Origin of the sequence: Flavobacterium sp. 22659 (assembly GCF_052044235.1) — a bacterium.
GTDB lineage: Bacteria > Bacteroidota > Bacteroidia > Flavobacteriales > Flavobacteriaceae > Flavobacterium > Flavobacterium johnsoniae.
This window is the reverse complement of sequence record NZ_JBQEMU010000022.1, coordinates 1-22,083: the sequence shown is the minus strand read 5'-3', so window position 1 is coordinate 22,083 and position 22,083 is coordinate 1. Positions and strand designations below refer to the sequence as shown.

Here is a 22,083-nt window from a genome sequence, read left to right as displayed (position 1 = left end):
CTTCTTGACTTGGGGCAAGAAAGTAATCCTTCTCTTTTATTATTCTGCGTTGTCTAAAAAATCCTTGATTTTGTCGACATATCTATCAAAAAATGATCTTCTGATTTTTGTTTCTGTAGATTCTGGTCCGGCCTTTATTGTTTTTACTTCCCTTGCCTGTTCCATAGCTTCTACTTTTTCAACGTAGTTTTCTTCAACTTCGTATCGCTGCTGTTGTACAGGCGGTTCAACGGTTCTGTAAACTACTTTTGGCTGTTCATTGACAACTTCCATTCTAATAGCACTTTGTGTGCTGTTTTCGATGCTGTTCATTACTAAACCAACTGCTGTTGCAAATAACGGGCTGGAGATTTCTTCGCTTGAGTTTCCTGCTAAATGCTCGTTTGGATATCCAATTCTGGTATCCATACCAGTGATGTATTCTACTAATTGTTTAATGTGCTTTAATTGTGCACCACCACCAGTAAGAACAATTCCTGCAATTAACTTTTTGCGGGGATCTTCATGTCCGTAAGCTTTGATTTCTGCAAAAACCTGTTCTACGATTTCCACCACACGGGCGTGGATAATTTTTGAAAGATTTTTTAATGAAATCTCTTTTGGTTCTCTGCCTCTTAAACCAGGAATAGAAACAATTTCGTTGTCTTTATTTTCTCCCGGCCATGCTGATCCGAATTTTATTTTTAAAAGCTCTGCTTGTTTTTCGATAATCGAACAGCCTTCTTTAATATCATCTGTAATTACATTTCCTCCAAAAGGAATTACAGCTGTATGACGAATAATTCCGTCTTTAAAAATGGCTAAATCGGTTGTTCCGCCTCCGATATCGATAAGCGCAACTCCCGCTTCTTTTTCTTCCTGACTTAAAACAGCATCTGCAGAAGCTAATGGTTCTAATGTTAATCCAGATAATTCGATTCCTGAACTCTGAATACATCTTCCAACGTTTCTGATTGAAGAAGCCTGCCCTACTACAACGTGAAAACTAGATTCTAATCTTCCGCCGTACATTCCAATTGGTTCTTTGATTTCAGATTGTCCATCGATCTTAAATTCCTGCGGCAGAACGTGAATAATTTCTTCTCCCGGTAACATAGCCAGTTTATTTACCTGATCGATTAAAAGCTGAATATCTTTTTCGCCAATTACTTCTTCCGGATTATTACGGCTGATGTAATCTGTATGCTGAATACTTCTGATGTGCTGTCCGGCGATACCCACAACTACATCTTTTATTTTATAACCTGAATTGTTTTCTGCTTCAAGTATTGCCTGCTGAATAGATTGAATAGTCTGCGTAATGTTGTTTACCACACCACGTGCAACACCAAGACTTTTGGATTTTCCAATACCCAAAATTTCCAATTTACCATACTCATTTTTCTTGCCTATCATGGCAACTATCTTTGTCGTTCCAATATCTAGACCTACTGCAATGTTATCTTTTTCCATCTTCTATTATTTTGTGCAAACTACTTGTTCCGTAAACCTAAGGTCAATTTTATTGTATTTGTATAACGTACTATCTAAAACAGCCTTTTGAAAAAAGGCTTTATAGTTTCTAAATTTTCTATCAACATTCATTGTACGACCAAAATCTATGACGTAATCATAGTTTCGGTTAAACATTTTTAGGCTGCCATTAGGCATAATTTGTATTGCAATGATGTTTTTTTTCAAAAACGCATCGTCGTAAATTGTGCGAAATAAAGCAGCTAAATCTTCGTTATTTTTTTCATTTATTGCCCCAGAAACAAGAGGAACTCGCGCCGTAAAATTATCTGACAAGGGCATTTTATTTCCCTCATAGTCAATATAAAAAGAGCGATCACCATTATAGATTCTTGCTATTGGTGTCTTCTGTTTTACTACCGCTTTTAGAACGCCGTCGATACTTACAAAAACATTTGACTTCTCAATCATGTCTTGCGCATCAAGGGTTTTCTCTATCTTATTCAAATCTACTTCATCTTTTCTAATACTGGAAGCGTCTCTTTTATTTTCTATCAACAATTTATTAACCGTTTCCGGCTTTACAAAAAGCGTATTTTCTCCTACAAAAACAACCATAGATTTTTTCAATTTTCTATCTCCATTTCGGTGCTGCGCGAAAGAATATAGAAAAAGAACAAGCCCTAAAATGAGTACTAATCGAATATTTGTCCAATTAAATATTTTCATTCAGCATTTTTTTAATTGATGGTACCATTTCACCAATATCACCAGCTCCAATTGTTACAATTATTGGCGCATCACTGGCTTTGATTTCCGCTAATAAATCTTCTTTTACAACAATTTTTCTGTTCGGGTTTGTCATTTTACCCAGCAGCCATTGCGATGTAATTCCTTCCATTGGTAATTCGCGTGCCGGATAAATATCCATCAAAAACACTTCATCAAACTGAGACAGGCTTTCGGCAAATCCGTCGGCAAAATCTCTAGTTCTGCTAAACAAATGCGGCTGAAAAACTGCCAGAACTTTACGTCCCGGATATAGCTCTCTAACTGCCTGATGAACAGCATTTATTTCTGTTGGATGATGTGCATAATCATCTATATAAACTAACTTATCTGATTTAATTTGATAAGAAAAACGTCTTCTAATTCCATTAAATGAGGCAATAGCTTTTGCAATGGCGTCGGTCGGGGTGCCATACGTTTTCGCCATCGCAATAGCCATTAACCCATTCATTAAATTGTGTTTTCCCGGAAGTCCAAAACGAAGGTCTTTCATAATTTCTGACGGCGTCTGCACATCAAAAACATAATTTCCATCTTCAATTCGAACATTATAAGCTTTATATACTGCATCTTCATTTATAGCACATTGAACGCCTTCAAGAGGTAATTCTTTGGTTATAAACAGTTTGCTTTTATCTTCTACTTTCGAGGCAAATTCAATAAACGAAGCCTGAATTGCATCACTTGTTCCATAAATATCCAAATGATCTGCATCCATTGAGGTAACGCAGGCAATATCAGGATGCAAATGAAGGAATGAACGATCAAATTCATCTGCTTCTACAACGGTTACCGTTTTTCCTGTTCCAATTAAATTTGAATTGTAATTTTCTACAATACCGCCCACAAAAGCTGTAACATCTGCTCCGCTTTGGTGTAGAATATGTCCTAAAATACTAGATGTTGTGGTTTTACCGTGTGTTCCGGCAACTGCAAAACTAAAAGTATCCTTAGTGATAATTCCTAAAACCTCTGCTCGTTTTTTAATTTGGTAATTTCTTTCAATAAAATAATGCCATTCTGAATGTGAGGTTGGAACCGCAGGCGTAAAAATTACCAGCGTATTCTCTACATAATAATCAGATGGGATTAAATTGATGTTGTCTTCAAAATGAATATCAATACCGCTTTCAATCAATTCACTTGTAAGCATAGAAGGCGTTTTATCATAACCGGAAACTTTTTTTCCGATGTATTTGAAATAACGGGCCAAAGCACTCATTCCGATGCCTCCGATACCTATAAAATAAACGTTTTCTATTTGATTTAAATTCATTTTAAAATATGTTTTTTTCGACTTGACTGCTTCTTACTTTTTTGTAAGAAACTAACAATTAATCCTTTGCGTTTTCTGAAGTCTTTTCAAGCCTAAATTGCCTAAAATAGCCTTCTTATTTATTTTCTGTGTTGTATAATTTTTATAAAATATTATATTATAACAACTTTTTAATTTGTTCTACAATTACTTTTGTTGCATCCGGGCGAGCCAGTTTTTTAATGTTTGCGCTCAGTTGTTTTTGTTTTCCATCGTCTTTCAGCAGCGCTTCAAAAACAATGCTAAACTCGTTGTCAAGCTCAGATTCTTTCAACAAAATCGCACCTTTTGCTTCTACAATTGCCTGAGCATTTTTAGTTTGGTGATCCTCAGCTACATTAGGAGACGGAATAAAAATTACCGGTTTACCAACAATACATAATTCTGAAACTGATGATGCTCCTGCTCGTGAAATAATGACATCTGCAGCTGCGTACACAAAATCCATTCTTTCTATAAAATCAACTACTTTTACGTTTTGCTGATTGTATTTTTTGTAATCCTCAAAATATAATTTTCCGCACTGCCAGATAATCTGAACGTCCTGCGAAAGGAAATTTTGAAGTTCTTTTTCAATTAACTGATTGATTCTCCTTGCTCCTAAACTTCCTCCTAAAACCAACAGTGTTTTTTTATTTGGATCTAAGCCGTAAAAAGCAATCGCTTCGTCACGTTTCGTATCAATATCAATTAAATCCTGACGAACCGGATTCCCTGTTAAAACGATTTTTTCTTTTGGAAAAAATCTTTCTAAATTTTCATAAGCCACACAAATGGCATATGCTTTTTTACTCAGCAATTTGTTTGTAATTCCGGGAAAAGAATTCTGCTCCTGAACTACTGTCGGGATTCCTGCAGAACCCGCCGCCTGCAATAATGGTCCGCTGGCAAAACCGCCCGTACCAATTACCACATTGGGTTTGAATTTTTTAATAATTCTTTTTGATTCCAATAAACTAGATGCCAGTTTTAAAGGAAACATCATATTTTGCAAAGTCAGTTTTCGCTGTAATCCGGCAATCCAAAGACCTTTTATTTCGTAACCTGCCTGAGGCACTTTCTGCATTTCCATTTTGTCTTTGGCACCAACAAAAAGAAATTCAGCATCCGGGAATTGCAATTTTAATTCGTTTGCAATCGCAATCGCAGGATAAATATGACCTCCTGTTCCTCCTCCGCTTAGTATGAATTTATACTTTGTCATGACTATTCTACTCCTTTTATTTATTTAAAACTGCATTCATTGGATTTCTTGAATTATCTTCGATGGAATACATCGCTTCTTCTTCGTAAATCTCTTCTTTTTCATCAACCGGCAAATCATCTTCGGCCAGTTCCTTATCTATCAATCTTTGAAGCGCTTCTTTTCTTCTTGCTTTTTCTTCTTGTTCTTCGGCAATTTCTTCTTCTTTCTTGGTTACACTAATAATAATTCCGAGAGAGAAACAGGTCATCCAGATCGAACTACCTCCGGAACTTATTAGCGGAAGCGTTTGCCCTGTTACGGGCAGTAATTCTACTGCAACGGCCATATTAATCATGGCCTGAAATATCATCGGAAATCCGAGGCCGACGACAACTAATTTTCCGAACAAGGTATTGGCTTTATGCGATGCAATCACAAATCGGAACAATAACAATAAATACAGAACTAATATTGAAACACCGCCTACTAAACCATATTCTTCTACTACAATGGCGTAAATAAAATCAGAAGAAGATTGCGGTAAAAAGTTCTTTTGAACGCTTTTTCCAGGTCCTAATCCTCCTAATTTTCCTGATGCGATTGCAATTTTTGCCTTTTCAATCTGATAATCATCTTCATCGGGCTTATCTGTCGTAAAGTTCATGATACGACTTTCCCATGTTGAAACCCTGCTGAAAAACCTTGATTCTGGGAATGCTTTTGCCACTAAAAGGAAAAATGCTAACATCGCAATTCCTGACCCAATAATAAAAGCAATATATTTTAACGGATATTTACCAATAAACGTAAGCATCATTACCATTGCAAAAATCAACGCTGTGGTCGAAAAGTTGGCTGGTAATATTAATGCCAGTGTAATAAATACCGGAATCCAAAGCTGAATAAATGAGGTTTGAAACGGCTCATTTTCTTCTTTGGTTTTTGACAAATAGCGTGCTACATAAATAAACAATACGCTTGCCGCTAATGTTGATGTCTGAAACGTAATTCCAATGAACGGTACCTGAATCCAACGACTTGCATTTGCTCCTGCAATTACAGTTCCTTTCAACAAAGTGTACAATAGCAAGAGCCACACTACAGGAAGTGCAATTTTTGAAATTGCCCTGAAATAATGGTACGGCACTTTGTGAACCCAGTAAATAATTAAAAAACCGATGCAGACGTGAGCTAAGTGTTTTACTAAATACCCCAATGTGTTCCCGGTTCCGTGACCTATATACGCCAGGTTACTGCTCGCACTAAAAACAGGCATAAACGAAAACAACGCCAATAAGGCCACGAATGACCATATTACTCTATCTCCTTTTAGTTTGTTAACCAGCTCCTTCATTTGTAGATTTTAGATTTCTGAGTTTAGATTTTAGATTATTTTCTAAAAACTTCGTTTTCCTTATTTATTGATTCTTTTATTTACTGTTTTTAAACTGCTTACAAAAATGGCAGTCAGTTCATTTCCTTCTTTCCAGATTATTTCTAATTCAGATTTTGCAATCCACATTTTTTCTTTTATAATTTCTAACCAGAATAAAGTTTCATCTGCTTCTTCTAAAACAATATTCATTTTAGCTGCAAACTCTCTATCACTTCTGGCTCTGCATACAGCTCTATAATTTGCTCCAACAGATGTTCCGCTTAACTATTTGATTAGTAATTGATCTAATCACATTCGTATTTGGCATTTTCTCAGCCAGCTCAATTATCATTAAAGAGAACTTTTTTGTTCTCAATTTCATTTCATCCGTCGTCATAATCAAAAAGAACTTAAATATTTATAACCTACAATTTCAAAGTTTAGACCAATCTAAAATCTAAAATCTAAAATCTAAAATTATAGATTGTGTACAGCTTGCTTGAATTGCTTCCCTCTGTCTTCGTAGTTTTCGAATAAATCGAAACTCGCGCAGGCTGGAGACAATAAAACAGCATCACCTTTTTCTGTTAATCTTTGAGCAGTTTTTACTGCATCATTCATGTTATTTACTTCAACCATAATATCTACTACAGCTCCAAAAGCGTCAATAATTTTACGGTTGTCGATTCCTAGGCAGATAATTGCTTTTACTTTTTCGCGAACTAATGGCATTAATTCGTTGTAATCGTTTCCTTTATCAACCCCACCTACAATCCAAACCGTTGGAACATTCATACTGTCTAAAGCAAAGAAAGTAGCGTTTACATTTGTTGCTTTTGAATCGTTGATATATTGTACATTCTGAATTTTTAATACTTTTTCTAAACGGTGTTCAACACCTTGAAAATTAGATAAACTTTCACGAATCGTTGCATTTCTAATTTGCATCAATTTTGCTACAGAGCTTGCTGCCATTGCGTTTTTCATATTATGTTTTCCTTCTAACGCAATGTGTTCTGTTTCCATTGTAAACTCTTCTTGGTTGATCTTTATTTCCATTTTGTTGTTATTTATAGAAGCCCCTTCATCGAATGTTTTGGTCAATGAAAAAGGAATTAATTTTGCTTTTGTTTTGTTGTTTTTTAACCATTCTGTGCTTGCCTCATCGTCTGCATCGTAAATGAGATAATCACTTTCGGTTTGGTTCATCGTTATTCGGAATTTCGAATTAATATAATTTTCATATTTATATTCGTATCGATCTAAATGATCCGGACTGATATTGGTTATTATGGCGATATCCGGCCGGTAATCTATTATTCCGTCTAACTGAAAACTGCTTAATTCAAGAACGTATGCGTCGTATTTATTTTCGGCTACCTGCCAGGCAAAACTCTTTCCTATATTTCCTCCCAAACCTACATTGAGTCCGGCCGATTTTAGTAAATGATGCGTAAGCATTGTGGTTGTCGTTTTACCATTACTTCCGGTAATTCCTATTGTTAATGCTTCTGTAAAAGGTTTTGCAAATTCTATTTCCGAAATCACTTTTACTCCCGCGGCAACCAGTTTTTTTATTATCGGAGATTTATCCGGAATTCCGGGACTTTTCATCACCACATCAGCATTCAAAATCAAATCTTCGGTATGCTGTTCTTCTTCCCAGTCAATCTTATTAATGATAAGAACTTCTTTATAACTCTCTTTTATCTTTCCAAAATCCGACACAAAAACATCGTATCCCTTTTTCTTCCCGAGAATAGCAGTTCCAACCCCGCTTTCTCCTCCACCTAATACCACTAATCTCATCTATCTTAGTTTTAAAGTAACGATTGATAATATGGCTAACATTACGGCAACAATCCAGAAACGGGTTACGATTTTACTTTCGTGGTATCCTTTTTTCTGGTAATGATGATGCAGCGGTGACATCAGAAAAATTCTTCGGCCTTCGCCAAAACGCTTTTTTGTATATTTAAAATAGGTTACCTGAATAATTACTGAAGCACTTTCGGCAAGGAAAATTCCGCAGAATAAAACAATCAATATTTCTTTACGAACTGCAATGGCTAATACGGCAATGATTCCTCCAATTGTTAAACTTCCTGTATCTCCCATAAATACGGATGCGGGAAATGAATTGTACCAAAGAAATCCAATCAATGCTCCAACAAATGCCGAAATAAAGACGGTCATTTCTCCCGAATTGGGGATGTACATGATATTCAGATAATTTGAAAAAATGATATTTCCTGAAACGAATGTAAATATTCCGAGCGCAAGGACTGAAACTGCGGAGGTTCCGGCGGCAAGACCATCGATTCCGTCTGTTAAATTAGCTCCATTGGAAACCGCTGTGATTATGAAAATCACTACCGGAATAAATACTAACCAAGCCCATTTTTCGTATCCGTCTCCCATAAAAGAAAGAACTTCTGCATAATCAAATTCGTTGTTTTTTACGAAAGGAATTGTTGTTGCTGTAGATTTTTCCTCAACCGGAGCAGGCAGTACAACTGTTGTATTTGCTGCAGTTTTAAAAACATCTGTTTTTCCTGTATCTGTTCTTACTGTAACGGCAGGATTAAAATACAAAACTGCACCAACAATAATTCCAAGACCAACCTGACCAATAACTTTAAAAATTCCTTTTAATCCTTGTTTATCTTTTTTAAATATTTTGATATAATCGTCAACAAAACCAATAGTTCCCATCCACAAAGTAGTTACAATAAGCAACACGATATAAATGTTGTGCAGTCTGGCAAATAAGAAAACCGGAACCAATGTGGCAAAAATGATAATTAATCCTCCCATTGTAGGTGTACCTGCTTTTTCGTTTTGACCCGCAAGACCCAATTCACGTACAGTTTCTCCCACTTGCTGACGACGCAAAAAGTTAATCACCCTTTTACCATAAATAGTTGACAAAAGCAATGAAAGCATGAATGCTAAAGCCGATCTAAAAGTAATGTACTGGAAAACTCCTGTTCCAGGCACATCTAGTGTTTTGTCAAAATATTCAAATAAATAGTACAGCATATTTCTCTATTTTTTAAATTCCAATTTTGAAATTCCAAATTCCAATTGTGTGGTGGTATTTGAACTTAAAATCTTTTATTATTTATTCAGTTGTTCTAAAATTTCTTTTACTGTCTCCATATCATCAAAATGATGGCGAACCCCATTTATTTCCTGATAAGTCTCGTGTCCTTTACCGGCAATTAAAATGATATCTTTTGACTGAGCTAATTGGCAAGCTGTTTTAATAGCTTGTTTTCTGTCGGTAATTCTCAGTACTTTTTTATAATTATGACCTTCAACACCTTGTTCCATTTCATCCAAAATCACTTCGGGATCTTCGTTTCTTGGGTTGTCTGATGTTAAAATTGCTTTATCACTAAGATCTGTCGCAATTTTTGCCATAATTGGTCTTTTTGTTTTATCACGATTTCCGCCGCATCCCACAACTGTAATCAATTGTTCGTTTTTAGTACGGATATCATTTATCGTCTTTAGAACATTTTCTAATGCATCCGGCGTATGTGCATAATCTACAACAGCTGTAATTCCGTTATCTGAAACGATATACTGAAAACGCCCCGAAACACTTTCTAAATCAGACAATAAACGCAACGCTTCTAAACTATCAATTCCAAGCTCTACTGCAGTACCATAAATAGCTAAAACATTGTAAGCGTTGAAAGTCCCAATTAGTTTTACCCAAACTTCATTATCATTAACTTTCAGTAATAATCCGGACAACTGGCTTTCTAAAATCTGAGCTCTGTAATCTGCATAAGATTTCAAAGCGTAAGTCAGTTTTTTAGCAGCAGTATTTTGCAGCATTACTGAACCATTTTTATCATCAATGTTTGATAATACAAAAGCAGTTTTTGGCAGAGAATCAAAAAATGATTTTTTTACGTCTCTATATTCAGCAAACGTTGGGTGATAATCTAAGTGATCATGCGAAAGATTCGTGAAAATTCCGCCCACAAAATGCAAAGCTTCAGTACGTTTTTGGTGGATTCCGTGTGAACTTACTTCCATAAAACAGTGCGTAACTCCAGCTTCAGCCATTTCATTTAAATAATGATTTATGGTTAAAGAATCTGGTGTTGTGTGTGTCGCCGGATATTCTGTTTTATCAACTACAATTTTTACTGTTGATAATAAGCCGACTTTAAAGCCTGCTTTTTCAAACAGCTGAAACAATAATGATGCAATTGTCGTTTTTCCGTTTGTACCTGTTACGCCGACTAATTTTAGTTTTGCAGATGGATCTCCAAAATAATTAGCTGCCATAAAAGCCAAAGCTGTATTGGTATCTTTGACCTGAATATAAGTAACGTCTTTCTGAATATTTTCAGGAAGTTTGTCGCAGATAATAGCTTTTGCACCTAACTGAATTGCTTTTTCAATATAATCGTGTCCATCAGAAAGTGAACCGCGAATTGCCACAAAAACATCATTTGATTCTACTTTGCGTGAATCAAATTCGATTTTCTGAATATCAATATCTGTTGAACCTGTTACAGATTCAATAGTTACTTTATATAATATGTCTTTTAATACTTTCACGATAATTCTAATACAATTGTTGTGTTTTTGCTAATACTGGTTCCAGCTTGAATCGATTGATTTTTTACTTTCCCCATTCCATTTACTTTTACTTTCAAACCTAAATTTTCCAGCAAAGCAATCGCATCCATTCCCGGCATTCCTTTTAAATCAGGAATCTGGCTTAATTTTTTATTAGCCTCCTTTTCATATTTTTCATAACTGACTTCCTGTTTTGCAATCTTAGAATCCAGTTGTTTTATTTTATTGGTTGATGGCGCATCTGTAAATATTTTTTGAGCGATTCTTTTAAAAACCGGTCCTGCAACGTCTGCTCCATAATAATTATTTCTAGCAGTATTGGGTTTGTGAACCACTACAATACAAGAATATTTTGGATGATCTGCCGGAAAATATCCAACGAAAGAAGACGCATAATACAATGCTGATTTTCCTTCTTTCCCGCCGTAATTAACCTGAGCTGTTCCTGTTTTTCCTGCCATTGAAAAATCTTTCGAATACAGTTTAGAACCCGTTCCTTTTTTAACCACATTTTGCAAAACCGCTCTTACTTTCTTCAAAGTCTCAGGCGAGCAGACTCTTGGGTTTATTACTTCGACATCAAACTTTTTAATCGTTTTATTCCATTCTTTAATTTCAGATACAAACTGCGGTTTAACCATTACACCATCATTTGCAACTGAATTGTAAAATGCCAGTGTCTGCATTGGTGTAACCGAAACATTATATCCAAAAGCCATCCACGGAAGTGTAGTTCCTGACCAATGTTTGTCTCCCGGCTGCGGAATATAAGGTCTTCCTTCTCCTTTAAAATGCAAGCCCAAAGTTTTATTTAATCCCCAGCTTTTGATATGATTTACAAACTTCGATGGATTATTTTTGTAATTTTCATAAACAGCCTGAACCATTACGGTGTTTGACGAAAGCTCAAATCCGCGGGCTAATGAAACTTTTCCATAACCGCCATGATGCGAATCGCGGACTGATTTTCCATAATATTTAACTACACCACCCTGACTATCATAAACCTTACTTGTATCTGCCACTTTATCTTCTAAAATCGCCATTAAATCAACTAGTTTAAAAGTCGATCCGGGTTCCTGAGATTCAGCAATAGCATAATTTGTTGTTTCGTAATACGATCCGTCTTCTGCTCTTCCTAAATTTGAAATTGCTTTTACATGACCTGTTTGTGTTTCCATAACCACAACACAACCGTGATCTGCTTCGTAATCTTCTAATTGTTTTAATAAAGCGTGATGTGCAATATCCTGAATAAAAACATCTATAGTCGAAATTACATCGTAGCCGTCAATTGGATCTACTTCATTTACATCACGAATCGGTTTCCACTGTCCTTTTGCAATTTTTTGTTTTAGAATTTTTCCGTCTTTTCCGTTTAGATAGTTTTTAAAAGCCCATTCGATTCCTTTTCCAACTTCAACTCCGGTTGCCGGGTCAATTCGGTCATAACCAATTGTTCTTTCGGCAATTTTACCTATCGGATGTTTTCTAACGGTTTCCTGCTCTACGATAATTCCGCCTTTAAAAGCACCTAAATTGAATAATGGAAATCCTTTAATTTTCACATATTCGGTATAACTTAGGTTGCGGGCAATTAAATAATAACGGTTTTTATTGGCTCTCGCTTTTCTTAATTCTTTTTCGTAATAACCTGATGGTCTGTCTAAAACAGTTTCCAGAGAATCTGACAATTGTTTTACATATTTCTCAAAAGTTTCTGTTTTTGGCGCTTTTGCATCAAAACGAATTTCATAATTTGGAATTGATGTTGCCAGTAAACTTCCGTCGGCAGAATAAATATTTCCTTTATTTGCCGGAATTACAAAATTTCTTACTGTACGCTGTTTCGCCAGTTTTCTGTAATAATCTCCTTCAACCCATTGAATATTGGTTAATTTAACGACAATAGCAATTGCCATCAAAAAGATGAAAACTGCTACGAGGTAAATTCTGTAGGATATATGTTTATCGTCTACTGCCATATTCTTTTAAAGAAACTTTTTTCTTCTTCTTTTTTAACTTCTATTTTTACAGGAGGCACCGTTGATGGAAAAATCTGCTTTTCGAGCATTTTATCTGATATCGTCGACTCCATTTTCAGCTTCATTAATTCTGAACGTCGATCTACAAATTCTGATCTTAGTTCTTTTACTTCATTGTTTAGTTTTGCTATTTCAAAAACCTTTTGCTCGTATCGTTGTGTATTTGCAATCATCAGAATCGCAAGCAGAATTATAAAAACAATGAAACGCCAGTTTTTTACGGCATCGTCGTTTATTAGAAATCTTGCTTTTAATATGCTGAATACTCCACTTTTCATTTTCTACCTATATATATGTATTATATCTTTTCGGCAATTCTCAATTTTGCACTTCTTGCTCTATTGTTAATTTTGATTTCCTCATCATCCGGAACAATCAGTTTTCCTATTGTTTTAAACGGCACCGAGAAGTTTCCGTAAAAATCTCTCTCTGGCTCTCCTTCAAACATTCCGTTTTTAATAAATCTTTTTACCAGTCTGTCTTCTAAAGAGTGGTATGAGATTACAGAGAATCTTCCGCCCGGTTTTAAAATTTCAAGAGACTGCTCTATAAATTCTTTTAAAACATCCATTTCCTGATTTACCTCGATTCGAATCGCCTGATAGATTTGAGCCAATATTTTATTTCGAACTTTCTCCGGTAAATATTTTTTCAAAACTTCTTTTAATTCATCGGTCGTTTTTATTGGTCTATGATGTCTGGCTTCTACAATTGTTCTTGCCAGCACTGGTGCATTTTTCAATTCCCCATAATCAAAAAAAACACGACGTAAATCCTGTTCTTCATATTCATTTACCACCCGGTAAGCATTTAAGTCATTTTTTTGACTCATCCGCATATCCAGCTCAGCATCGAATCTTGTTGAAAAACCTCTCTCCGGAACATCGAACTGATGTGATGAAACTCCTAAATCTGCCAAGATCCCATCTACTGCTTTTATTCCATGAAAACGAAGAAATCTTTTTATAAATCTAAAATTCTCATTAATTAAGGTAAACCTCTCATCAGGCAGCGCATTTGCCAGCGCATCTTCATCCTGATCAAAAGCAAACAATTTTCCGTTTGGCCCTAAACGTCTCAAAATTTCTTTTGAGTGCCCGCCGCCGCCAAACGTTACATCTACATAAATGCCGTCTGGCTTAATATCTAAACCATCAACCGTTGGATGAAGTAAAACCGGATTATGATATTCCATTGTCGTCGTCATTAATATTTCCCATTACTTCCTCGGCTAAATCGGCAAAATCCATATCTTCGCCGCTTATTGATTTTTCGTATAAATCTTTATCCCAAATTTCCACAATATTAACCGCAGATGAAAAAACCACATCTTTAGAAATACCTGAAAATGTCACCAAATCTTTTGGCACTAACAATCTTCCCAATGCATCAATTTCTACCACTTTAACACCAGCAGTAAATCTTCGAATGAAATCATTGTTCTTTTTTACAAAACGATTCAACTTGTTAATTTTCGCCATCATCAAATTCCATTCATCCATTGGATACAATTCTAAACACTGCTGAAACACCGAGCGCTTCAAGACAAAACCGTCCTGAAGTGACGAAGCCAATTGCTTTTTTAAAGGCGCAGGTATCATTAACCTCCCTTTTGCATCGACTTTACACTCATATGTCCCTACAATTGTATTCAAGAAAAACTACTTAACATGTTATACAGCAAAAATATAAAAAATTTTACCACATATTACCACTTACTACCACTTTGTTGATAAGTTTAAGCCATTTACTACCACTTTACATAAACATTGATCAATCAACACTTTAGATATTAATCAGCCTGCAGAATGATTCTTTTAACAATTAAAAAAATTAAGTAGCATTTCTCTTAAAAAATTAATTATAATGCAATGAATTTAACATTTACATAATATTCGCAAAACTGTTTTAAAAGCTGATTTTTAAACAGTTATAAGTTCTACTAAAATTATGTAGTTAAAAAATGGCAGCAAAAATCCATTTTTATTTATTTAACCCTATATTTGTCGAAATTGAAATTGGCATTAGATTAGATGGACAAACACTATAAAAAAGAAGGCAAATACAGCTATTTTGAAGCAGGAGAAGGAACCCCTATCGTTATTTTGCATGGGTTAATGGGAGGTCTAAGTAACTTTGATGGTGTAGCACAATATTTCCCAACGAAAGGATATAAAGTTGTTATTCCGGATTTGCCAATATACACACAAAGCATTTTAAAAACGAACGTAAAAAGTTTTGCTAAATACGTTAAAGATTTCATCACTTTTAAAGGTTTCGACAAAGTAATTCTTCTTGGAAATTCTCTAGGAGGGCATATTGCCTTGTATCATACAAAGCTTTATCCTGAAAAAGTTGCCGGACTTGTAATTACAGGAAGTTCAGGACTTTATGAAAGCGCAATGGGAGACAGTTACCCTAGAAGAGGCGATTATGAATACATTAAAAAGAAAGCTGAAGATGTATTTTATGATCCAAAAATTGCAACTCCGGAGCTTATTGATGAAGTATATGCGACCGCCAATGACCGCATAAAACTGATTAAAACTTTAACAATTGCCAAGAGCGCAATTCGTCATAATATGGCCAAAGATTTACCAAAAATGACAGTTGACACCTGCATCATTTGGGGTAAAAATGACTCAGTAACACCTCCAAATGTTGCTGAAGAATTTGACAAATTATTGCCTAATTCAAGTTTGTACTGGATTGACAAATGTGGACACGCTGCTATGATGGAGCATCCTCAGGAATTTAATGAAATTCTTGAGAAATGGCTTACCGAAAAGAATTTATAGCATCTAAATTTCGATTTAAAGGAGGTTTTAAAACCAAAAAACATGAAAATTAATACCGCCGAATTTATTGTCAGTAATTCTGATGCAGCAAAATGCCCGAAAGATTTTTTGCCGGAATACGCATTTATAGGCCGATCAAATGTTGGTAAATCATCGTTGATAAACATGATTACCAACCATAAAAACTTAGCAAAAACATCTGGAAAACCTGGAAAAACCCAGCTTATAAACCATTTCAAAATCAATAATAATTGGTTTTTGGTCGATTTGCCCGGTTATGGATATGCTAAAGTTTCAAAAAAAACGAAATCAATTTTCCAGCAGTTTATTACTGATTATTTTGAAAACAGAGAACAGTTAGTCTGCGCTTTTGTTTTGATTGATATTCGCCATGAAGCCCAAAAAATAGACATTGAATTTATGTCGTATATGGGTGAAAGTGAAATTCCGTTCTGCATTATTTTTACCAAAGCAGACAAAATTAGTAAAGGAAAAATCGATTCGCATATTGCGGCTTACCGCAAACAGATGTATGCCAACAACTGGGCAGAAATGCCTCAGTATTTTGTAACCTCATCAACAGAATCTATTGGAAAAGATGAACTTTTGACCTATATAGATGAAGTAAACCAAGAGGTTTTTAAAAACAACAGCGGTTTTTTAAATTCGATTTAAGAAGTTAAATTCCAATAATAAAAAAATCCCAAATTCTGATTCAAGCAATTGGAATTTGGGATTTTCATTTTTTTCAAAGAAAAATCTTAAAACTATATATTTAAAACTATATTTGAAGCAAATCAATTATGGCGTATGGATAATTTTAAATCAATGTATTTAGTATTCGGCTTTGTTTTTCTTTTTATTTTTTCATCCTGCCAATCGCCACATTATATGTTTATGATCGGGCAGAGAACCGGAGTTGATTTTACATCTGGAAAATGGCTGCTAAATGAATTAGATTGTCCCAAAAATTCAAAAGACAAGTTAACCGAAGAGTCTCTGACTTTTTTTAAAAAGAACTTAGGAGATCGTATATTTTATATTCATGACGTAAAAGGACTGCTTGTTACCCGAAAGATTAATTTAAACCCCAACAGTGTCAAAATAAAGGAACTTAAAGACGGAACAGGCTTTGATTTTTTTTAATATTTCTACCAAAAAAAATAAAAGCGACTTATCATCTGTAGAACTTTACCCGGACGACTACAGTTCAGGAAAAAATGAAGCTTCAGTAATTCTGGAAATATACGATTTGAATTTACAGCAAATTATTTATTCGCAAAACGTTATAGGCATCACTAATAAAGCCAATACAAAATCAATGTGGGAAACAGAAAAATCAAGCAAACTTGCTGACAATGTTGTTTTTTACAAAAATTCAAATGCTTTAATGACAGGAGCTTTAAAAAAGATTTTTAAAGATTTAAAGAAAAGATCTATTAAATAGGATTATAAAAAAATTCTTTTAATTGGTTGTCTCTTCTCCACCAATAGATATAGAATAGTTTCCTTCATACGTCATATATTTAACAGTAAATTCCTTACTTTCTTTACCTTCTTTAGATAATTTATAACATAAGTTGAGTCTCCACTTGCTAAAGGTCTTTTAGGACTAGAATAAAAAACTGGTATATAAAACTCTCTTTTTTCTCTTTTTTTTAGCAATCTCATAATCAATTATTCCTTTTAGAGAACATTTATTTTCTGCAACAAATTTTGTCATTCTTTCAAAAACGCCATATCAAATTATAAAAAGTATTATCCTATTCAACATATATATAAGGGGAATTTTCATTATAAAATCCCAAACAAGCATATCTTCATTTCCTTTTTTATCTTTTATATAATATGTTGTCATTTCGTTCCTATCCGATAAATAGAAGTACGACTCATAATTATTTATTATAAACCTTGATCTTAAACCAATACTGTCGTTATGATTGCGTAATTTTTCAAGAGGTATTTCTTTAATAGGAATTTTTAATTCTTTATAATATTGCTCAATATCCTTTTTTGTTTTAAACAATCCCTTTTGTTGATTGTTATTGTCAATAGGGCTAATTATACTTTTGAATTCTAAAATATCATTTTTAAAAAAATAGGTAATAATTTTTCCTTTTATTGCATTGCTATCTTTAAAAACAGGAATAGGTCGTTTATCATTATTTGTTGGGGCAATATTAGTATAAACAACCATAATGAATTTTGTAAATTTTGATGGAACTACAGGATCTCCATCTTTTAAAGTATGCTTCTCATTAACAATTCCTTCCAATCCTGTCATTGAATATTTATAGAATCCATTGTCAGCTAATTCTTTTTGAGTTACAAGTTCATTTGTATAATGGTTGATTCTATCAATTTTCTGACATGAATTAAACAGTAGTAGTGATATTAATAGTAATAATATTATTTTCATTTTGTAGTTATATCTGTAAAAACCATTATCCATCAACTCTTTTGGCGTTACGGGCTTTGGCAAATAGTGGTTTATCCTGTCTTTTTTTGCACACGACAAAAATGATAGAAGCAATAGCAGTATTATTTTTTTCATTAGAAATTTATTCGTGATCTTTTGATTGATAAAGCTTGTTAACTATAAAAAAAGTCAAAAACAATTCGAAAATAAAATAAATCAAGATAATTATAATTGATGAAATGCTAAATGATTTTGAATCATTAAATAAATTATATTCATAAAATGCATCACAACAAAAATGAAATATGCAATGTAGATATAGTATAAAGATGTATATATATTTTAGACTTGTTTCAACGATTTTTTCTATAAATACCATTATAAAAACAATTAACAAAATAATTGTGGTAACTATAAACTCTAGAGCTATTAATATAGGATTCCCAGAAGTATTCTCAAGTATGTAAGAATCTAATGAGGTAAATAATCCTCTAAATAAAAAAAAATGAATAAAGAATATTAAGAATCCAAAGATTAAAAGCTTTTTCATTAAAATTTTAATTAGATTTATTTTTTGTATATAATATTTTTGTCACATAAAAAGTAACCATTAATTCAAATAATAAATAAATAAGAATAATAACAATTGAAGATGTTACAAAACATTTAGGATTATTAAATAAATGGTATTGATAAAACGCGTTTATACAAAATACAGACAAACAATTCAAATACAATAAAAAATACATTCCCCATTTATATTTAACTCTCATTAATTTTTCTACTATAACTAAAATAACGGACAGCGCATATAGCAAAAATGTTAAATAGAACGCAATTAACGTAAATATTCCTCTATCATTACTTTCATAATGTTTTGGAATGTATGCGTTTAATCTTGTAAAAAGAACAATCAGAATAAAAAAATGTACAAAAAACATTAAAAAACTAATTAAAGCTATTTTTTTCATTAAAATTTCAGTTTATATGCGTCAGTATAGTAAAAATAATTTTCAGTTTTTATGCTGAATTTAAGATTTAATAAATTGGTTATTTCTTCTCCATCAAAAGGTATGGGATAGTTTCCTTCGTACATCATATATTTAATTGTAAATTCCTTAGCTTCTTTTGCTTTTTGTAAATAATCTGTAAAAGCAATAGAATCCCCTGACGCTGCTAATCTTGTAGGACTAGAATAAAAAACTGGTATAAAAAACTCTCTTTTTCCTCTTTTTTTAGCAATCTCATAATCAATTATTCCTTTTAAAGAACATTTATTTTCTGCAGCAAATTTTGTCATTCTTTCAAAAACGCTTATGTCAAATTTTTGTAGATCTAATTTAAATTTTAGGGCAAGCAGCCATGCTAAATTCTTCACATAGTTTAAATACCAGTCAGGTCTTATGTAAATCATATCTGGATAACCACTATCTATAGTTAGATGCTCTGTTGTAAAATATCCACCGCCATACATTTTAAATTTATCTGTTGATTTAAGCAAATAGATTTCTTGAAATTCTTCGGTTAAGGTTTTTCCATTAAAAGCTTCTCTTTGATAATTTTCATTTGTTAAAAAAGAATATCCATATTTTTTGGTGAATTCGTTAATTCTAACAATCCACGGTTCTATATCTTTAGCCAATAATTTTCCTCCTTGACCTTTCCAGCTGGCAATTGCTTTCGGTAAGTTTTCATCCCCTAAATGCAAATTATAAGCAGTTAAATTACTTGGTTTGATATTATCTAATTTTGTATGCGCATAGGTATCACCAAACCTATGCAATAATTCTCCAAGTTGACGAATACAATCTTCCCGATTTTTATCATTAATTTTTAACCATAGAATTTTTACTGCCGTCATAAATTCTTCAATTCCATGAAACCCTCCTGTTAAAGAATGCACAGGACCTTGATAATCTGGATCCGCCCAAGTGTCGTTTAATTCAAAATCTATTTCACTATGAATTGTAGTGTCTGGCGCTTCAGTAGCAATTGCTAATTCTTCAGCATCTTCTTCATTCATCCCCAGCATTAAACATACTAAATATACTGTACTATAGTGTCCGTCTGTTTCATAAAGTAATGCAGAATTTATTAGTTTTTTCTTTGGAGCATCTTCAGGATTTCCGTATGTAATTTGATTATCTGCAGTTTCCCTAATAAATCCACCTGCATTATTAATAATATTACCATTACTATACATCTTATAACTCCCACCGGTAGTTTTTGTGATCGTACCTTTTACAAATCTTGTCCTCATGATTTAATTATTGGTAGTATTTTCACCACTATTGTTTTGGATATCATTTTTAGCATGTTTTTGAATGTCTTTCTCAGTATTGTTTTGAATACCCTCTAAAGCTGTTTCTTGTCTTTCTTTTTCAGTATGAGAATGAAAATCTCCGTCAATTTGTTCATGGTATCCACCAACCACATAAAGTGTTTTATCTCCGTCAACCTTTGTATTCATTATTCCTCCGACCCCTAAAGTTTTATTGACCCCCGCTGTTTCAGAAATATTTTGGCCAGCATCAATTTTCATATTTTTTCCTGCTGTTATAATAATATCTTCACCAGCTTCCAGTTCAATATTTTTAGGTGCTTTTAGTTTTATATTTCCGTCACCATATACTACAACAAGAGCTTGTCCTTTTTCGCTTTCAATGGTAATATCGCCCGTTTCATCATTAAGAATAGCCTTATTGCCGCTTCGGGTTCTAAATACCTTTAAATCATTATTTGGTGTGCTGAAACCGCTTTTTTCTTTTCTGCTGGTTATGGTTCCTATTGCAATAGGCAGTTCGGCATTATTGCCCTGAAAATCTACAAAAACTGTATCGCCAATTTCCGGCAGCGTATGGTTTCCTCTGGCATCGCCTCCGTATTTCTGCACGAAGGGAATATAAGGAGTGGTTTCGCCTTTGGCTTCCTGCCACGGCATCTGCACCTGTATGCCGCTGAGTCCGTCCGGGTCCGCATTGCCCGTTACAACAGCAGTCTGGCTTCTGCAGAACGGCACTAAATCAGGATCGGTCTGGGGAGAGAATACAGAACCGTTAAAGTTTACGGCTGTAAAATAATTTTCATAACCGCCTCCGTCGTCGCAAATGTGGGTTATCTGTGTTACGCGGTAGGAGCTTTCCAGCTGTACGTCGACACCCGCTATCCTGACTTCGTTTCCTATCGTAATTCCCGGAACTTCGCTGGAGGCTTTTACTTCTGTTAAACGGCTTAAAATAGCACGCATTTTGTTTTTGGCATATTCTTCTGAGGAACGTCGTGCAGATCCTCCGGCAGGATTCTGGTTAAGCTGTATTATGGTTTCTTTATTAAAGAACTCATTAGACTTATTTAAAAAGTTCTGCTGAAAACCATCGGCTTCCCTTCTGTATTTTAAGGTTTCATCGGTTCTGTAACTGCCGTCTCGGTTGTCATTTTCTATTACTTTAAACATTGCCGGCATGAGTTTAATGGTATAATCAAAATCCTGCATGTTTACCCCGTAAACTAACTGGGGCTGTCCGCCCACACCGCCGGGGCTTCCAAAAACAGTGGTGCGTCCGTTATAATACAGCCAGTGTCCGTTTCTTTTTGCCAGACGGTTTAGAAAAGAGAAATTACTTTCGTTATACTGCACCGTATAAGGCAGGTTTTCTAAATAAAATGGTCTTACATCCATATCAATATCACAGCCTGATTTTACTTTGGTTACAATATCGCTCAGGGTCATATTGGTAAAAGAACTGCATTCGGGACCGTTTTCGAGTGCTATCGTGGAGCTTTTCCCTTTTATTACGATAATTTCTTCTATATCTTTTACACGGGATTTCTTCAGTTTTACTTTGGTTACCACACCATAGAACTGCATGGTGTAATGTTTAAGGTCTGCGCCAATCATGAGATCTTCCAGACCGTCTATAGGTTTTATTTCGATGCTGATTTTCTCGCCGTACAGTTTTTGTGAAAAAGGCATCACACTTTTAAACTCGTCAACTAATAAATCCTGTCGTACTTCAAATGAAAAAGTATGATGATCGTGGATGGTTTGAAATATCTTTAATTTATTGAAATTGGTAATCCTGATTTCGCCTACTTTAAT

19 protein-coding genes and 1 pseudogene are annotated in these 22,083 nt (G+C 34.2%); 4 read left to right on the top strand and 16 right to left on the bottom strand.

What is annotated here, in order from left to right:
• Positions 1-39: 39 nt before the first annotated feature.
• The 13 genes and pseudogenes from ftsA to ACTJIW_RS19050 all read right to left on the bottom strand — a co-directional run bounded on the left by ftsA (position 40) and on the right by ACTJIW_RS19050 (position 14,422).
• Positions 40-1,452, bottom strand: a complete 1,413-nt coding sequence (ftsA, locus tag ACTJIW_RS19110) for a cell division protein FtsA (RefSeq protein ID WP_149208387.1) — start codon at positions 1,450-1,452, stop codon at positions 40-42.
• Positions 1,453-1,458: 6 nt separating this feature from the next.
• A complete protein-coding gene (locus ACTJIW_RS19105; protein ID WP_440714412.1) occupies positions 1,459-2,181 on the bottom strand; it encodes a cell division protein FtsQ/DivIB in 723 nt (240 codons plus the stop codon).
• Positions 2,168-3,517, bottom strand: a complete 1,350-nt coding sequence (gene murC, locus ACTJIW_RS19100; protein ID WP_440714413.1) for a UDP-N-acetylmuramate--L-alanine ligase — start codon at positions 3,515-3,517, stop codon at positions 2,168-2,170. The genes ACTJIW_RS19105 and murC overlap by 14 nt, the downstream gene beginning before the upstream one ends.
• Positions 3,518-3,674: 157 nt before the next feature.
• Positions 3,675-4,760 carry an undecaprenyldiphospho-muramoylpentapeptide beta-N-acetylglucosaminyltransferase gene (gene murG / locus ACTJIW_RS19095; RefSeq protein ID WP_440714414.1) on the bottom strand — a complete coding sequence of 362 codons (1,086 nt, stop codon included), beginning with the start codon at positions 4,758-4,760 and terminating at the stop codon, positions 3,675-3,677.
• Between the two features lie 16 nt (positions 4,761-4,776).
• Positions 4,777-6,096, bottom strand: coding sequence for an FtsW/RodA/SpoVE family cell cycle protein (locus ACTJIW_RS19090; protein WP_149208391.1), 1,320 nt, complete (start codon positions 6,094-6,096; stop codon positions 4,777-4,779).
• 60 nt (positions 6,097-6,156) lie between these two features.
• Positions 6,157-6,339: pseudogene (locus tag ACTJIW_RS19085) on the bottom strand (four helix bundle protein); the annotation flags it as partial.
• A 255-nt stretch (positions 6,340-6,594) separates the two neighbouring features.
• Positions 6,595-7,926, bottom strand: a complete 1,332-nt coding sequence (gene murD, locus ACTJIW_RS19080; RefSeq protein ID WP_073407775.1) for a UDP-N-acetylmuramoyl-L-alanine--D-glutamate ligase — start codon at positions 7,924-7,926, stop codon at positions 6,595-6,597.
• The gene (gene mraY / locus ACTJIW_RS19075) at positions 7,927-9,159 is read right to left on the bottom strand and encodes a phospho-N-acetylmuramoyl-pentapeptide-transferase (protein WP_012023883.1); all 1,233 of its coding nucleotides are present in this window, start codon (positions 9,157-9,159) and stop codon (positions 7,927-7,929) included.
• 78 nt (positions 9,160-9,237) lie between these two features.
• On the bottom strand, positions 9,238-10,701 hold the full coding sequence (locus ACTJIW_RS19070) for a UDP-N-acetylmuramoyl-L-alanyl-D-glutamate--2,6-diaminopimelate ligase (RefSeq protein ID WP_012023882.1): 1,464 nt from the start codon (positions 10,699-10,701) through the stop codon (positions 9,238-9,240).
• The gene (locus tag ACTJIW_RS19065) at positions 10,698-12,707 is read right to left on the bottom strand and encodes a penicillin-binding protein (protein ID WP_012023881.1); all 2,010 of its coding nucleotides are present in this window, start codon (positions 12,705-12,707) and stop codon (positions 10,698-10,700) included. The genes ACTJIW_RS19070 and ACTJIW_RS19065 overlap by 4 nt, the downstream gene beginning before the upstream one ends.
• Positions 12,698-13,045 carry an FtsL-like putative cell division protein gene (locus ACTJIW_RS19060; protein WP_012023880.1) on the bottom strand — a complete coding sequence of 116 codons (348 nt, stop codon included), beginning with the start codon at positions 13,043-13,045 and terminating at the stop codon, positions 12,698-12,700. The genes ACTJIW_RS19065 and ACTJIW_RS19060 overlap by 10 nt, the downstream gene beginning before the upstream one ends.
• Before the next feature lie 20 nt (positions 13,046-13,065).
• On the bottom strand, positions 13,066-13,974 hold the full coding sequence (gene rsmH, locus ACTJIW_RS19055) for a 16S rRNA (cytosine(1402)-N(4))-methyltransferase RsmH (protein ID WP_012023879.1): 909 nt from the start codon (positions 13,972-13,974) through the stop codon (positions 13,066-13,068).
• Positions 13,949-14,422, bottom strand: coding sequence for a division/cell wall cluster transcriptional repressor MraZ (locus tag ACTJIW_RS19050; RefSeq protein WP_044047617.1), 474 nt, complete (start codon positions 14,420-14,422; stop codon positions 13,949-13,951). The genes rsmH and ACTJIW_RS19050 overlap by 26 nt, the downstream gene beginning before the upstream one ends.
• Before the next feature lie 378 nt (positions 14,423-14,800).
• Here ACTJIW_RS19050 and ACTJIW_RS19045 point away from each other — a divergent pair, with 378 nt between their 5' ends.
• The 4 genes from ACTJIW_RS19045 (at position 14,801) to ACTJIW_RS19030 (ending at position 17,012) form a co-directional block, all read left to right on the top strand.
• Positions 14,801-15,565 carry an alpha/beta fold hydrolase gene (locus ACTJIW_RS19045; protein ID WP_012023877.1) on the top strand — a complete coding sequence of 255 codons (765 nt, stop codon included), beginning with the start codon at positions 14,801-14,803 and terminating at the stop codon, positions 15,563-15,565.
• Between the two features lie 42 nt (positions 15,566-15,607).
• The gene (yihA, locus tag ACTJIW_RS19040) at positions 15,608-16,240 is read left to right on the top strand and encodes a ribosome biogenesis GTP-binding protein YihA/YsxC (protein ID WP_012023876.1); all 633 of its coding nucleotides are present in this window, start codon (positions 15,608-15,610) and stop codon (positions 16,238-16,240) included.
• 222 nt (positions 16,241-16,462) lie between these two features.
• Positions 16,463-16,711, top strand: a complete 249-nt coding sequence (locus ACTJIW_RS19035) for a hypothetical protein (protein WP_440714415.1) — start codon at positions 16,463-16,465, stop codon at positions 16,709-16,711.
• Complete coding sequence (locus ACTJIW_RS19030; protein ID WP_440714416.1) at positions 16,698-17,012, top strand: hypothetical protein; 315 nt, start codon at positions 16,698-16,700, stop codon at positions 17,010-17,012. Before ACTJIW_RS19035 ends, ACTJIW_RS19030 begins: the two co-directional genes overlap by 14 nt.
• 294 nt (positions 17,013-17,306) lie before the next feature.
• Here ACTJIW_RS19030 and ACTJIW_RS19025 read toward each other — a convergent pair whose 3' ends face one another.
• From ACTJIW_RS19025 to ACTJIW_RS19015, 3 genes are all read right to left on the bottom strand, one after another.
• Positions 17,307-18,119, bottom strand: coding sequence for a hypothetical protein (locus ACTJIW_RS19025; RefSeq protein ID WP_440714417.1), 813 nt, complete (start codon positions 18,117-18,119; stop codon positions 17,307-17,309).
• 835 nt (positions 18,120-18,954) lie between these two features.
• Positions 18,955-20,244 (bottom strand): hypothetical protein, encoded by a 1,290-nt coding sequence (locus ACTJIW_RS19020; RefSeq protein WP_440714418.1) that lies wholly within the window; start codon positions 20,242-20,244, stop codon positions 18,955-18,957.
• Positions 20,245-20,247: 3 nt separating this feature from the next.
• Positions 20,248-22,083 (bottom strand): contractile injection system protein, VgrG/Pvc8 family (locus ACTJIW_RS19015; RefSeq protein ID WP_440718471.1); only part of this gene is annotated, 1,836 nt, incomplete at its 5' end.